The sequence below is a fragment of the Halomarina litorea genome (assembly GCF_024227715.1).
GTDB classification, from domain to species: domain Archaea; phylum Halobacteriota; class Halobacteria; order Halobacteriales; family Haloarculaceae; genus Halomarina; species Halomarina litorea.
The window spans coordinates 2,938,001-2,951,846 of the sequence record NZ_CP100448.1 but is presented as its reverse complement, the minus strand read 5'-3'; the positions used below and the strand labels follow the sequence as shown (position 1 = coordinate 2,951,846).

Here is a 13,846-nt window from a genome sequence, read left to right as displayed (position 1 = left end):
GAGCGAGGACCGCGAACGGGCGAGCGGACCGGCGAGCGTGGTCCGGTCGGCGGGCTACGGGCCGAGGGTCACCCTGAAAACGGCGCGAGCGGTCCTCAGTCGACGATGACTTCGACCGGTTCGTCCTCGTCGCGAGTGTCGGTGTCGCCGCTGCGCTCCTGGTAGTAGAGGGCGCCGGCGAGTCCGAGGACGAGCCACGAGCGCCAGTTAGCGAGGTTCAGGGTGTAGCCGACGCCGAAGGGCTTCTCGACGAGCATCCCCTCGCCGGGCCGCCAGTACGACGAGAGCATGCGCCCGAGACTGGGCCGGTCGAAGTTGTACGGGACGCCGAATATCTCTCCGGTCTGTGGCTTATCAACCATGCGCGCCGATACGTCGGGGTCCGTTAAGTCGTTTGCCACCGACTCGACGCGCGTAGCGACCGGACAGTCCCGAACGTCTCCGAGCGCGGGTCCCGTCCGTCCCCGTCGACGGCGACTCCCCCACCCACTTATTCGCCGCTCTCCCCTCGGACCGGACAGGGATGACCGACAGGACTCGCCGGTGGTACGACCACGCGTCGCTGTTGTTCAGGGTGCTTCGCCACGCGGTGACGGCGTTCCTCTCACGGTTCTACGCGCGCGACCCGGACCTCTGGGTGTTCGGTGCCGGACTCGGTTCGGGGTTCGTCGACAACGCGAAGTACCTCTTCCTCCACGCAGAGGGTGTCCCCGAGGTGAGGGCCGTGTGGCTCTCGAAGGACCGCGAGACGGTGACTGCGCTCCGCAAGGCGGGCTACGACGCCCACCGCGTCCGGTCGGTCCGGGGGACGTGGCTCCGACTGCGGGCCGGCGTCGCGGTGGTGACACACGGACCGCGCGACGTGGGCACCGGGGCCATCGGCGGAGCGACGCTGGTCAACCTGTGGCACGGGCTCCCCGTCAAGACCATCGGGTTCGACGCGGAACTGCGACGGGCCCCTCGTGTGGTCCGCTGGGCCCACCGCGCGCTCGCACGCCGGTTCGACGCGCTGGTCGTCCCGTCCCCGATGGCCGTCCACCAGTTCCACACCGGCCTCGGCGTCTCGCCTGACCGCATCCGGGTGCTCGGCTACCCTCGCCACGACCCGCTGGTGGGGGCCGGTCCGGACGAGGACCCCACGTCCGACCCGGACGTCGAGGAGCGACTCGCCGCCGCGGGGGCGGACGGACCGCTCGTCCTCTACCTGCCGACCTTCCGTGAACCGGGCGCAGACCTCGCAGACCGCGTCGACTTCGAGGCGGTCGACCGCCGCCTGGACGCCGTCGGTGCCAGACTCCTCGTCAAGCCCCACCCGTTCGAGCGAGTCTCGTCCGTCGACGGCCTCGACCACGTCTCGACGCTGGAGGGGGTCGACGACGTCTACCCGCTACTGGACGCCTTCGACGTCCTCGTCACCGACTACTCGTCGGTGTTCCTCGATTTCCTCCTGCTCGACCGCCCGGTCGTGTTCTACGCGCCGGACCTCGAGACCTACCGGGCGGAGCGGGGGTTCTACTACGACTACGAGACGTTCGTTCCCGGTCCGGTCGCGGTCGACACCGACTCGCTTCTCGCCCGCCTCACCGACGCCATCGAGGCCGACCCGTACGCGGCCCGCCGGAGCGCGCTGCGGGAGGCGTTTCTCGTCGACGCGACCGGGTCGCGGTCGGCGACGGTCTTCGAGGCCGTCCGGGCACTCTCCGGTCGAGAACGCGACCAGTAGCGCTCCCCCTGTCAAACTAGCGCACAGTCTAGCGGGGAATCAGGACATACTCGTAGTAGTGACTCTTAATACGCCGTGCGTGTTCTCTCCGGTTGATGCAGCGCGCTGACTCGACTGTGACGTCGGGCGCTCCTCCTGATTCGCCCGGCGACGGGGGTTTCACCACCATCGCTCACCGGGGGTTCGCGGGCGTGTTCCCGGAGAACACGCTCGAGGCGGTGCGCGGTTCGACCACGGGCGGATCGGTCCCGTCGGCCGGGATGGTCGAAATCGACGTGATGCCGAGCGCCGAGGGGGTCCCTGTCGTCTTCCACGACGGGACCCTCGACCGGGTGACGGACGCCGACCCGTCGCGACAGGGTCAGGCGGTCTGGGAGACCCCGCTCGACGAACTGCGGTCGCTCGACGTCCTCGACAGCGGCCAGCCGATACCGCTCCTCGAAGAGGTCGTCGAAGCGCTTCCCGCGTCGGTGGCGCTGAACGCCGAACTCAAACACCCCGGCGTCGACCCGGGGCCCGAGGGACTCCTCACCCAAGACGCCCTCAAGCGGAGTCGGCGGGACTGGCGCCCGTTCGTCGACCGGGTGCTCGCCCTCGTCGGGGCCTCCGGCCACGACCTCCTCGTCTCCTCGTTCTTCGAAGGTGCGCTCGGTGCGGTCCGCGACGCCGACCCCGACGTTCCGCTCGCCGCCGTCCTCTCGGACTCCATCGAGGACGGCTTCACCGTCGCCCGCAGACACGACTGCGAGGCGGTCCACGTCCCTCGGAACATGGTTCCGGGGACGCCCCTGTTCGACGAGGCGTACGTCGCCGGTCCGTACGAACCGGTCGATGTCGTCGCCCGCGCCCACCGGGAGGGGCGTCTGGTCAACGTCTGGACCATCGAGACGCCGGAGCACGCTGCCGCGTTCGCGGGAACCGCCGTCGACGGCCTCATCACCGACGTTCCCCTCGATACGATGGTCCGGTAGGAACGAATCGAGTTGTGTTGCAGGGAACACGACTAAATCGACTCGACCCTTCGGTGGGTAAATGGAGGAAGTCGACACTGCCGTCGTCCTCGCTGCAGGCATCGGCTCCCGGCTCCGGCCGGTCACCCTCGACGTCCCGAAGGGGTGTATCCCCGTCGCCGGGACCCCGATCCTCGGCCATCAGCTCCACGCCTACGCCGACGCCGGGGTGTCGAACGTCGTCGTCGTCGTCGGCTATCTCCCCGACCGGGCGCGAGCGGTCTGCGAGGAGGTCGCCGCCAGCCGCGAGGACCTCTCCGTCTCGGTCGTCGAGAACGACCGATACGCCAACACGAACAACCTGTTCTCGCTGTACCAGGCCCGGGAGGAACTCGCCGGCGAACCGTTCCTCCTGAGCAACGGCGACGTCGTGTTCGACCCCTGTGTCGTCGAGACGCTCCTCGACAGCGACGCCGACAGCGCCATCGCGTGTGACTACGGGACCTACTCCGAGGAGGCGATGAAGGTGACGACCGACGGAGACGGCCACGTCGACCACATCGCCAAGGACGTCCCGCCGGAAGCCGCGAGCGCCGTCTCCATCGACGCCTACCGCTTCTCCCGGGAGTTCTCGACCCGCCTGTTCGACCGGGGGGGCCGACTCCTCGACGATGGACAGTACGACGCCTGGGCCGAGGTGGCCATCGACGCGGTCCTCGGCGAGTGCGAGGTCGCCCCCGTCGACATCGGCGGTGCGCGCTGGGTGGAGGTCGACGACATGGTAGACCTTCGGGCCGCCGACCGGACGTTCGGGTCGTTCTCGCTGACCGACAAGGAGGCAGTCTTCTTCGACCTCGACGGGACGCTCTACCTCGGCGATACCCTCCTCGACGGGGCCGCGGACGTCGTCGAGGCCCTCCGGGCGGCCGGCGTCGACGTCTACTTCCTCTCGAACAACTCCTCGGCCTGGAAACCGGAGTACGCGAGGAAGCTGACCGCACTCGGTATCCCGGCCGCCCCCGAGGATGTCGTCCTCTCGACGGACGGCGTCATCGCCTACCTGGAAGCGCGAGGGGCCGAGCGCCTCTACGTCGTCGGGACGTCGGCGATGCGGGACGCCCTGGCAGACCGGGGGTTCGCCGTCGAGGAGGACGACCCGGAGTACGTCGTGGTGGGGTTCGACCGCGAACTCACCTACGAGAAGGTCCGGCGGGCGACCCTCGCCATCCGCGAGGGTGCCGAGTTCCTCCTCGCCCACGGGGACACCGTCTGCCCGACGCCGGAGGGCTTCGTGCCGGACTGCGGGGCTATCGGAGCGCTCCTGGAGACGGCGACCGGCCGCGAACCGACGCGCGTCTTCGGCAAGCCGGACCCCGCGATGGTCTCCCACATTCTCGAGACCGACGGTATCGCCCCCGAGGACGTCGCCGTCGTCGGCGACCGCCTATCGACGGAGATATCGATGGCCGAACGGGTGGGCTGTCTGTCGGCCTGCGTACTCACGGGCGAGGCGACGCGGGCGGACATCGCCACCAGCGCGGTCCAGCCTTCCGTCATCGTCGACACGGTCGGTGACCTCCTCTCGTACGCCGACGACGCGGACGGCGAGGTGCGCGTTAGCAACACCGTGAGCAACGACTGACCACGCGACTCACTGGTAGCGCCCGCGCCCCTCTATCTCCCGTAGTTGGGCGACCACCCGCGGGTCGCCCGCCTCGCGGTAGGCTGCCTCGAAGGCGCCGAGCAGTGGCGCGGGGTCGCGGGCCGTCCCGGCCAGCGACTGTTCGAAGACGTGGAGGTCCATCGCGTAGTCCTCGACGTGCGAGGAGTGAAAGCCGAGGCCGAAGTCGATGAGCCACACGCGCTCGCTGGCGTCGGCCCCCGAGACGCGGACGTTACGCGTCGTCGGGTCGCCGTGGACCAGTCCCGCGCCGTGGAGCGTCGCGAGGTGGCGACCGACCGCCCCGACGGCGCCCTCGGAGAGCGACTCCCCGAGGTCGGACGCGCCCACGTGTTCGAGCGTCAGGGTGGCCTCGCGGGGGTCGACGTCCCGGATGACCGGCGTGGAGACGCCGAGTTTCCGGGCGTCGTGGAGCAGGCGGGCCTCCCCGCGGGTGCGCTCGCGACGCAGTCTGTCGTCCAGTTCCGGGTGGCGGTAGACCTTCGGTGCGCGCGCCTTCTCGACGCTGGCGTCGCCCACCCGTCGGACCGCCGCCTCGGCCCCGCGCTGGGTCCCGACGCTCGTCTCGCGGGCCACGTCCTCGTCGGCGCGCCACGTCACGTCCACCTCGTCGGGCCGGTAGTTCGGCAGCACCCGCGAGTCGGAGACGGCGACGGTGTCGCCCGCCTCGGCCATCCGCGCGCCGAGGACCGCTATCATCCCGGCGTTGTCCCGCAGGAACCGGGGTTCGGGGGCGTGGAACGACGCGCCGCGTTGCTCGCACATCTCGCGGAGCATCGCCTGCAGGCGGGCGTTCTGGCCCACCCCGCCCCCGAGGACGAGTTCGTCGTTGCCCGTCAGCGAGAGCGCCCGCTCCGAGACTTCGGCGAGCATCCCGAAGACGTGTTCCTGCAGGGAGAAACAGACGTCGGCGACGGACTCGCCGTCGTCGTAGGCCTCCTTCGCGGCGCTCATGATGCCCGAGAAGGAGAAGTCCATCCCCTTGACGACGTACGGCAGGTCGATGTACTCGCCCCCGTTCGCGTTCGACTCGACCTTCGGGCCGCCGGGGTGGGACCACCCGACGTGTCTGGTGAACTTGTCGATGGCGTTGCCGACGCCCGTGTCCATCGTCTCGCCGAGCATCCGGTAGCGGCCGTTGTGAAAGCCGAGCAGGTGGGCGTTCGCGCCGCTGGCGTTCAGACAGACGGGGGAGTCGAAGCCGGCGGTGTGCCGCCCGATTTCGAGGTGCGCGAGCATGTGGTTGACTCCGACGAGGGGGACGTCGAGTGTCTGAGCGCTCGCGCGAGCGGCCGTCCCGACGATGCGCAGGCAGGGACCGAGTCCCGGCCCCCGCGAGAACGCGACGGCGTCGATGTCGTCGTCCGCGCGGTCGCGGGCCTCCCGGACGACGGCGGGAATGGCCTCGCGCATGTGTTCTGCGGCCTCGCGCGGGTGGATGCCGCCACTGTCGGGTTCGTAGGCGTCGGTGAGAATCGTCGTGTCGTCCGCCTCGGCGTCGTGGACGGCCGCACTCGCGGCCCACGCCGTCCCTTCGATACCGAGGACGCGCACGCTACCCTACTTCCACTCGGTGTAGGCGCACTTCCCGCAGTGGAACCGGTCGTCGTGTTCCGCGAGGAAGGTGTCGCCACACCGGGGGCACTGCTTCTTCTCGGTCGTGCCGTCGTCGTCGTAGTACTCGTGGCGGGGCATCTACGCTTCCTCCGCCTCGGGTTCGGCCTCCTCGTCCATGCCGATCTTGTTGCGCTCGAGCATGTACTCCTGTTCGACGTCGCGGGCGTCCTCGGGCGAGTCGTACACCTTCGCGTAGCCGACCGTCTTGCGCATGCCGAACTTGGTGTCCAGCGTGTGGATGACGACCTCGTCGGCGTCCTTGTTCAGTTTGGCGGCGAGCGAGTCCCGGACGGAGAGGCGGGAGGGCGTCGCCTCCTCGTGGGTGACCTCGAAGCGAACGTCGCTTCGGTGCAACATCGGGTTCTCCTCCTCCTCGATGATGGTGACTTCCATGGTTACGTTGGCCGTAATTCCTCTCGTTGCGGCTAAAAGGATTTCGAAGCGCCTACTCGCCGTCGCGGGCGACGGGCGGTCTCAGGGGTCGGGGTCGATGCCGAGGGCGCGCCACGCCCCCGCCCGGTCGCCCTCCATCCGGGCGAGGAACGCGCGCATCGCGGCGCGCGTCTCCGGGCCGACGGTCACCAGCACCATCCCCTCGTCGGGTTGGCCGTAGACGACGCTCGACCCCTCGGGCGCGACGGCGATGGCGGGAACCGCCGCGAGGTCCTCCTCGCCGTCGACGACGATGACCGTCGACTCGTCGGACCGGAGCGCGTCGACGAGCGCTTCGAGGAGGTCCGACGAGAGGGTTGCCGCGGGATTCTCGACGTGCACCTCGCGGTCGAACGCCGAACGGTCGACCTCCTCGTCGAGGGCGGTCCGCTTGGTCATGCCGTCGACGAGCGCCACATGGGGGGTCGTCTCGCGCAGGAGGTACTCCGTGACGACGTCGCCGACGCTGACGAGCGGTCGGCCCGCCTCCGCGAGGAGGGCGACGGGGTCGGTGTACACCGGGCCGACGGGGTCTTTCAGTTCGGCGCGGAGCGCCGTCGGCAGGTCGAGCACTATCTGACCTTCAGGGCGTACGCGCCGGGTTCGGTCACGTCCATCTCGCGGGCGATTTCGGAGGTCTCGGGGTGGGCGATGACGACGTACCCGGCCCAGTCCTCGGTCAGCGAGGTGGACCCACAGACCACGCAGGACTGCTCCTCGCCGGCCTCCTGGACGCGGTGGCACTCACGACAGACGAGTCGGGTCGCCATCGTCACTCACCCGCCGTGGCTTCTTCCTGCTCGCGTTTCTTCTTGAGCCAGCCGTGCTTGCCCAGCCCGGGCTGTTTCGCGGTCAGCCCGATCTTCGAGTCCCGCGGGTTGCGCTCGTCGATGCTCTTCGTGACGATGCGCGCGCGGACCGCGTCCCCGACGCCGATGGCCTGATTGGACTCGCGGGAGGCGAGTTGCTGGCCCTCCTCGTCGAACGCGAGGTACTCGTCGGAGATCTGCGAGACGTGGAGCAGGCCGTCGACGGGGCCGATACCGACGAACGCCCCGAAGTTGACGACCTCGACGATCTCGCCGTCGACGACCTCCTGCATCTGGGGGTCGAAGGTGAGCGCGTCGAACGTCGCGTTGTAGAAGACGCCGGGTTGACCGGGCAGCACCGACCCGTCGCCGATGTCGACGACGTCGACGACGGAGACGATGGACCCGACGTCCTCGTCCACCCGCCCTTCGAGTTTGTCCTGCAGGAGTTCCTTCACCAACTGGTCCGAGACATCCGCGAGGAACCGCGGGGGCACCTCGACCGTGTCGCGTAGTCTGACCCTCTTGTACATTCTAGTGGATTTCGAGTTTGTTCCGGCCCCTTATACCGATTGCTTCGACGGGGAGGCGGTCACGCAGGGGGCCGTCGTTCGTGACCACGTAGTCGCACGCGCCGCGTTCGGCGAGTTCGACGAGCGCGTCGTCGGCGTACGTCGCCTCCGTCTCGACCGCTTCACACCGCTCGGCGAGGTCGCGACCGACCGACGCGGCCGTCGCCTCCTCGCCGCCGCCCGCCGAGAGCTTCTCGAGTTCCAGGAGCACCGCGCGCGGCACGACACACTCGTACGTGCCGAGCAGGCGGTCGAGTTCGTCGAACACGCGGACGCCGGCCTCGACCGGCAACATCAGCGCGCTGGTGTCCATGGCGACTCGCATAGCGTCCCTATTCTCCCGTCAGCGTCCCGACGCCGATGAGCCGCCAGCGCGTCCCGACCCGGCGGTTGATGGCGATTTTCGCGCCCTCGGCCGCACAGACGGGTCGCTTCAACTGCACCTCCGCCTCGCCCTCGCGGGCACTCGTGACCGACCCGACCGTCGTGGCCGTGTTGACCGTGAGCATGAGCGGTTCGCCCGTCGAGATGGGCTCGATGTCGTCCTCGCTCCCGACGAGTCGGTCGAGCAGTTCGACGTCCATCTCGAAGGCGTTCCACGCGGGCGGGAGACTGCCCGGCGGTCCGGCGACCTGTCCGGCCAGCGCGTCGCCCTTCGTCAGCGAGGGGTCGAGGCCCGTCCCGACGCCCAGCAGGCCACCGGGACCCACCTCGTCCAGCAGGTCGCCGCCGGCCTGCAGCGACCGAATCGTGGTCGTGATGGGGCGGTACTCCGTCTGGCCGCCCTCCTCGACCTGTCGGCCCGGTCGGAGCTCTATCTCGTCGTCGACGTGGAGGCGACCCTGCGTGAGGCTACCCCCGAGGACGCCGCCCATCAGTTTGTCGAACGTCGTGCCGGGGCGGTTGATGTCGAACGAGCGGGCGACCTGCATCCGCGCGTCGGCGTCCGGGTCGCGTTCGGGCGTCGGGATGGCCTCCTCGATGGCCTGCATGAGGAGGTCCATGTTGACCTCCTGCTGGGCCGAGATGGGCACCACGGGGGCGTCCTCGGCCACCGTGCCCTCGACGAACTCCTGTATCTGCTCGTAGTTGCGGCGAGCCTGGTCGGTGTCGACGAGGTCGACCTTGTTCTGGGCGATGACGATGTTGTCGATGCCGATGATGTCGAGCGCCATCAGGTGTTCTGCGGTCTGGGCCTGCGGGACGGGTTCGTTGGCCGCCACCAGCAGGACTGCGCCGTCCATCATGGACGCGCCCGAGAGCATCGTCGCCATCAGCGTCTCGTGGCCCGGGGCGTCGACGAACGACACCGTGCGCAGGTGCTCGCTCGGTTCGCCGTTCGGGCACTCCTCCTCGACGGTGTAACACTCCGGCTCGTCCATGCCAGGGCACCGTCGGAACGTCGCGTCGGCGTAGCCGAGGCGAATCGAGATTCCGCGTTTCATCTCCTCGGAGTGCTGGTCGGTCCACTCGCCACTCAGCGCCTGCACCAGCGTCGTCTTACCGTGGTCGACGTGGCCAACGAGACCGATGTTCACCTCCGGTTGTCGGGTGTTCCCTGTCATGTCGAGAGTAATAGGGGGAAGTCATCCCGTGATGGATTTAAAGTTGCTGTTCTGTGGAGCGACCGAGCGTAGCGAGGGAGGGACACAGAATCAGTGAGAACTCCGTTCTCACGCGATTCCCGTGAGCGAGCAGAGCGAGCGAACGGGAGTAGAGCGCATGCGAGCGGGAACCAGTGCGGACCGACCCCGAGAAACTGACTCTCGACCTGACACTCCCGAACGTGCAGTGGTGAACGACGGCCGTCGAACGGACGTCAGACGGCGGCAGAACGACTATTAGCGGGGGTTCCGTGCGGGAGAACATGACACGTCTGCGTCCGGTCGGGGTGCTGGTGGCCCTCGGCGCACTGGGGTTGCTCGCACGTCGGAGCGCGGAGGACGAACCGTCGGGGATGGAGATTCCCGTCAGTACCGAGACGGTCGACTCGTAGGGCGGCCCGGCGTCCCGGGCGTCGGCCGTCGGGAGCGGCCCGCCGCCGCCGAGCGCGGCCCTTTTCTCGCCGACCTCCCTACCTCCGCCGTGCGCGAGTTCGCCTTCGAGATGGCGCTGTGTGCCCGTCTGGAGAGCGAGGGCCACCTCGTCGCGCGCCAACTCGGGACCGGCACGCGGGGTCGGCGGGTGGTCGATACGGTGGTCGTCGACCCCGGCCCCGAGTTCGACGCGCGGACGCGCATCACGGCCGAGATCATCCCCGACGCGGCCATCGCGGCCGACGTGGGCACCGGGCGCGCGCGGTTCTGGAGGGACTGTCTGGACTACTCGCCGGAGTACGCCCGCGAGGTGGTCGACCGGGCCGTCGAGGTGGGCTTTTTCGAACGCGAACGGCGCGGCGGGCGCGAGTACGTCCGCCAGACGACGCGCTACCCCGAGGGGTGGTTCTCTCGCCTCGTCGGCATCGAGAACAAGCCCGACCTCTCCTCGCCCGGCGACCTGACCACCCAACTGCGAAAGGACGTCTCGCTCGGCGTCCTCGACGAGGTGGTCCTCGCCACCGAGTCCTACGTCACGGGCGCGCACCTGAATCGCATCCCCGAGGTGGTCGGCGTCTGGCGCGTCGACGCCGACACCGGGGAGTACGAGGTGGTTCGGGAGGCGACGCCCCTCGATTCGGGGGCGGCGGGCGTCGAGGTGGTCGAGGAGACGCCGACGCGGACGGACGTAGTCGTCGTCCCCGCGAGCGAGAAGCCCCGCCTCCGACGCCGGGTGGCCGAACGCGCCTACGGGAAGGGCTGGCGCGTCTCGTTCCCCGACTGCCCGCACGTCGAGGACCGCCCGGTAGCGGGCGTCGGCGGCGTCCCCTTCTGTCCCCGCGAGGGGCGCATCGTGGGCGGGCCGGACCCGTGTTCGTGTGCGTCCCCGACGAGTGACGGGCCGCCCGCCCCGGCGGTGGACGTCGACGCGCACCGGGCCCGTCACTCACCGTGGGTGCGCGACCCGGCGGGCGTCGCGCACCGGCAGTCCGGCCTCGACCGGTTTCGCTGACCACGCCCCGCTCACCCGATGGTGTGGACGTCGTATCGCTCGAAGAGGTCCCGCGTCCGCTCGTCGCGGTGTGCCCGGAGGACGCTCACACCGACCACCTCGCCCCCAGCGCGTTCGACGAGGTCCGTCGCGGCCGTCATCTGCGCGCCGGTCTCTACCCAGTCGTCGACGAGAAACGCCCGCGTGCCGCCGTCGACGAGGGCACGGGCGAGTTCGAGCGTCTTCCGTTCGCCCGAGTAGTCCGTCAGCGACCGGCGGAGGACCTCCTCGTCGCGGAGTGGAAGCTTCCCGCCCTTCCTGACCGGGACGAAGCCGAACCCGCCCGCGCGGGCGACGGCCCCGCCGAGGACGAACCCGAGTGCCTCGATGCCGACGACGTGGGTGGTGGCCTCGGGCGCGGGCGCGAGGAGGTCCTCCACGAGGTTCGCGAAGACCTCCCCGTCGGCGAACAGGGGCGTCACGTCGTAGCGCCCGATGGCGTCCGTGTTCAGGCGCTCGTGGTAGTAGCGATAGTGCATACGCTCCTGAGGGCGGGTGCGGACGTAGCGTCTCCGGCGGTGGCGTCGGGTCTCCACCCGTGACCGACCCTACAGCGTGAACGTCTCGCCGTCGACCGCGAGGTCGTCGCCGAACGCCTCCTCCGGCGTCGGGAAGTGTGAGACGTGGACGAGTCGGTACTCGCTCGCGTCGAGGTCGTCGGCCAGCGCCCGCGCCCCCTCGAAGGTCATGTGCTTGGTGCCGAAGGTCCGCGGGACGCCCTCGCCGTCCTCGTGGCTCCCGCCGAGCGGGTGGTACTCGCAGAGGCGCGCGGGGACGATGCCGTCCGCCAACAGGAGGTCCGCGCCCGCCAACCGCTCGCGGGAGTCGGGCGGCACGTCGTAGCTCGTGTCCCCCGAGAGCGCGAGTTTCGCGCCCGTCTCGGGGTCCTCGACGGTCAGCCCGTAGCAGACCAGCGGCGGGTGGTCGACGGGGACGAGGGTCACCTCGAACCCGCAGACATCGAAGGGTTCGAAGGGGGCCTCGGGGTGGACGCTGATGCGGTCGAGGTAGTCGAACTTGCTCGACACCGTCCCCGCGACGCTCTCGCCGGTCTTCGGGTCCGTCTCGTCGGCGGCGTGGACCGGGAGGGAGTCGAGCAGGCGGTAGACGTTCCCGAGGCCGTCGAGGTGGTCGAAGTGGATGTGCGTGACGACGGCGGCGTCCGGCAGGGGCGGGTCGTCGCGGAGGAACTGGTAGCGAAAGTCGGGGCTGAAATCGAGCAGGAGGGACTCGTCGGTCCGTTCGTTGCGGACGTGGACCGAGAACCGCGAGCGCTCCACGCCACGCTCCTCGGCGGCACGGCAGGTGTCGCAGTCACACCCCGCCGTCGGCGTCCCCGTCGTATCGCCCGTGCCGAGGAGCGTGACCTCCATCCGTCAGTCGTGGCTGTGGCCGTGGTCGGCGTGGTCGTGGTCGGCGTGGTCGTGGTCCTCGTCGACCTCCTCGTCGGCGTGGCCGTTGCCGGCGATGAGGTCCGCGCCGTCGTCCATCATGTCCATGTTCTTCAGGTTGTCGCGCTCCTCGAACCCCTCGACGGCCGTCTCGAGGTCGGCCTGCGTCAGGGTGGTGCGCTCCTCGGTCAGGGCGTCAAGGACCGCCTCCCGGAGGACGAGGCGGAGGTCGCTGCCCGTCAGCCCCTCCGTGAGGTCAGCGAGCGCCTCGGGGTCGAACTCGGTGATGTCCATCTGCCGGGTGATGACCCGGAGGATGTCCGCGCGCATCCCGCCGTCCGGTTTGGGGAAGTTGACGATCTCGTCGAAGCGCCGCCACGCCGCCGCGTCGAGCTGGTTCGGGTGGTTGGTCGCGCCGATGAGCAACACCTCGTCGCGGACGAGCGATATCTCGTCGATGCTCTTCAACAGCGTGTTGACCGCCCGCTTGATGGCCGCGTGCTCGTCGCTCGCGCGGGTCTTCGCGACGAAGTCGAACTCGTCCATGAAGAAGATACACGGCGCGAGTCGCTTCGCCACCTCGAACACCTTATCGACGTTCTTGGCCGTCTCGCCGAGGTACTGACTCGTCACCATCGACAGCTTCACCTCGACGAACGGCAGGTCGAGTTCGTGGGCCAGCGCCCGCGCGACCGAGGTCTTGCCCGTGCCCGGCGGGCCGACGAACAGGAGCTTTCCTATCTCGCGGAGGCCGATGGACGCGAGGTACTCGCGGTGCTCGATGGCCTTCATGATCTTCTTGATCTCGCCCATCTGGTCGTCCGTGAGCACGAGGTCGTCCATCGTCATCTCGACCTCCTCGGGGGCGCGGACCTCCACGAGGTCGAGCATCTCCTCGTCGTCCTCGTCGAACATCTGTTCGAGCAGGGAGTCGATCCACACCCGGTCGGCGTGGATGGGGCGGTTGTTCGCGCGGGCGACCTCGTAGTCGACGTCCGCCATGTCCTCCTCGAAGCGGAGCGCCAGCACCGGATTCGTCATGACGCGGTCGGCGTCGGTGCGCTGGCGGTACCACGACTCCGCCATCCCCGTGTCGGTGAACGAGACCTCACCCGAGAAGTCCTTGCGCTCGGTGAACATGAGGTCGGAGACGGCATCCCACGGGTGGCCGAGGCCCGTCGCCTCGGTGATGGTCGTGTCCGTGATGGTGAGGGGGCGTTCGATACCGCCCGGGGCGCGCCGGTCGGAGGTCCCGTTGGGCTCGGGTTCGGCCTCCGCGCTCCAGAACGCGCGTCGGTACGGCGGGGGGAGGTCGCCCGGGTCGAGCTCGCGGTGCTCGTTGTAGAGGTGCGCCGTGAGCATGAATTCGATGACGTCGAGCGCCGGGCTGGTCATTTCCCGGAGATTACTGCTGCGAGCGCTATAAGACCGTCGAAGCACACCCACACCGCCGCAGCCGTGCGGTTCTTCCGCCTCGCGGCCCCCGCGTCGTCCCGCGTTGCGGTGGTCGATGGAAGGCCGGCGGCTGGATGAACTCCTCTCCGTTAGTTGCGAGTTGGGATGCGTTTAACACCGTGAGGCCGC

17 protein-coding genes are annotated in these 13,846 nt (G+C 69.3%); 5 read left to right on the top strand and 12 right to left on the bottom strand.

Features of this window, described 5'->3' with window-relative positions; all coding sequences use genetic code 11:
- Nucleotides 1-95: 95 nt before the first annotated feature.
- Entirely contained in the window at nt 96-362 is a 267-nt protein-coding gene (locus NKG96_RS16245; protein ID WP_254536218.1) for a DUF5808 domain-containing protein, read from the bottom strand.
- A 161-nt stretch (nt 363-523) separates the two neighbouring features.
- Here NKG96_RS16245 and NKG96_RS16240 point away from each other — a divergent pair, with 161 nt between their 5' ends.
- The 3 genes from NKG96_RS16240 (at nt 524) to NKG96_RS20975 (ending at nt 4,315) form a co-directional block, all read left to right on the top strand.
- On the top strand, nt 524-1,723 hold the full coding sequence (locus tag NKG96_RS16240; RefSeq protein WP_254536217.1) for a CDP-glycerol glycerophosphotransferase family protein: 1,200 nt from the start codon (nt 524-526) through the stop codon (nt 1,721-1,723).
- A 95-nt stretch (nt 1,724-1,818) separates the two neighbouring features.
- The gene (locus NKG96_RS16235; RefSeq protein ID WP_254536216.1) at nt 1,819-2,694 is read left to right on the top strand and encodes a glycerophosphodiester phosphodiesterase; all 876 of its coding nucleotides are present in this window, start codon (nt 1,819-1,821) and stop codon (nt 2,692-2,694) included.
- A gap of 61 nt (nt 2,695-2,755) precedes the next feature.
- Nucleotides 2,756-4,315 (top strand): HAD-IIA family hydrolase, encoded by a 1,560-nt coding sequence (locus tag NKG96_RS20975; RefSeq protein WP_303651781.1) that lies wholly within the window; start codon nt 2,756-2,758, stop codon nt 4,313-4,315.
- 9 nt (nt 4,316-4,324) lie between these two features.
- Here NKG96_RS20975 and NKG96_RS16220 read toward each other — a convergent pair whose 3' ends face one another.
- The 8 genes from NKG96_RS16220 to NKG96_RS16185 form a co-directional block, all read right to left on the bottom strand.
- Nucleotides 4,325-5,908, bottom strand: coding sequence for a bifunctional N(6)-L-threonylcarbamoyladenine synthase/serine/threonine protein kinase (locus NKG96_RS16220; protein WP_254536215.1), 1,584 nt, complete (start codon nt 5,906-5,908; stop codon nt 4,325-4,327).
- Nucleotides 5,909-5,914: 6 nt separating this feature from the next.
- Nucleotides 5,915-6,049: a 30S ribosomal protein S27ae gene (locus tag NKG96_RS16215; protein WP_254536214.1), complete on the bottom strand. Its 135-nt coding sequence runs from the start codon at nt 6,047-6,049 to the stop codon at nt 5,915-5,917.
- Nucleotides 6,050-6,364, bottom strand: coding sequence for a 30S ribosomal protein S24e (locus tag NKG96_RS16210; RefSeq protein WP_254536213.1), 315 nt, complete (start codon nt 6,362-6,364; stop codon nt 6,050-6,052).
- 81 nt (nt 6,365-6,445) lie between these two features.
- On the bottom strand, nt 6,446-6,976 hold the full coding sequence (locus NKG96_RS16205; RefSeq protein WP_368409263.1) for a GTP-dependent dephospho-CoA kinase family protein: 531 nt from the start codon (nt 6,974-6,976) through the stop codon (nt 6,446-6,448).
- Nucleotides 6,976-7,173 carry a transcription elongation factor subunit Spt4 gene (spt4, locus tag NKG96_RS16200; protein WP_254536212.1) on the bottom strand — a complete coding sequence of 66 codons (198 nt, stop codon included), beginning with the start codon at nt 7,171-7,173 and terminating at the stop codon, nt 6,976-6,978. Before spt4 ends, NKG96_RS16205 begins: the two co-directional genes overlap by 1 nt.
- Before the next feature lie 2 nt (nt 7,174-7,175).
- The gene (locus NKG96_RS16195) at nt 7,176-7,745 is read right to left on the bottom strand and encodes a DNA-directed RNA polymerase (protein WP_254536211.1); all 570 of its coding nucleotides are present in this window, start codon (nt 7,743-7,745) and stop codon (nt 7,176-7,178) included.
- A 1-nt stretch (nt 7,746) separates the two neighbouring features.
- A complete protein-coding gene (locus NKG96_RS16190) occupies nt 7,747-8,097 on the bottom strand; it encodes a PIN domain-containing protein (protein ID WP_368409262.1) in 351 nt (116 codons plus the stop codon).
- Between the two features lie 19 nt (nt 8,098-8,116).
- Nucleotides 8,117-9,349, bottom strand: a complete 1,233-nt coding sequence (locus NKG96_RS16185; RefSeq protein WP_254536209.1) for a translation initiation factor IF-2 subunit gamma — start codon at nt 9,347-9,349, stop codon at nt 8,117-8,119.
- 302 nt (nt 9,350-9,651) lie between these two features.
- Here NKG96_RS16185 and NKG96_RS20940 point away from each other — a divergent pair, with 302 nt between their 5' ends.
- Both NKG96_RS20940 and NKG96_RS16180 read left to right on the top strand, forming a co-directional pair.
- Nucleotides 9,652-9,780, top strand: a complete 129-nt coding sequence (locus NKG96_RS20940; RefSeq protein WP_256558097.1) for a hypothetical protein — start codon at nt 9,652-9,654, stop codon at nt 9,778-9,780.
- An 89-nt stretch (nt 9,781-9,869) separates the two neighbouring features.
- The gene (locus NKG96_RS16180) at nt 9,870-10,832 is read left to right on the top strand and encodes a DUF5787 family protein (protein WP_254536208.1); all 963 of its coding nucleotides are present in this window, start codon (nt 9,870-9,872) and stop codon (nt 10,830-10,832) included.
- 11 nt (nt 10,833-10,843) lie between these two features.
- On the opposite strand, the gene NKG96_RS16175 is transcribed toward NKG96_RS16180, so the two are convergent.
- The 3 genes from NKG96_RS16175 to NKG96_RS16165 all read right to left on the bottom strand — a co-directional run bounded on the left by NKG96_RS16175 (nt 10,844) and on the right by NKG96_RS16165 (nt 13,657).
- Nucleotides 10,844-11,350: a phosphoribosyltransferase family protein gene (locus tag NKG96_RS16175; RefSeq protein ID WP_254536207.1), complete on the bottom strand. Its 507-nt coding sequence runs from the start codon at nt 11,348-11,350 to the stop codon at nt 10,844-10,846.
- Nucleotides 11,351-11,419: 69 nt separating this feature from the next.
- Nucleotides 11,420-12,244: an MBL fold metallo-hydrolase gene (locus tag NKG96_RS16170; protein WP_254536206.1), complete on the bottom strand. Its 825-nt coding sequence runs from the start codon at nt 12,242-12,244 to the stop codon at nt 11,420-11,422.
- Nucleotides 12,245-12,247: 3 nt separating this feature from the next.
- Entirely contained in the window at nt 12,248-13,657 is a 1,410-nt protein-coding gene (locus NKG96_RS16165; protein ID WP_254536205.1) for an ATP-binding protein, read from the bottom strand.
- Nucleotides 13,658-13,846: the final 189 nt, after the last annotated feature.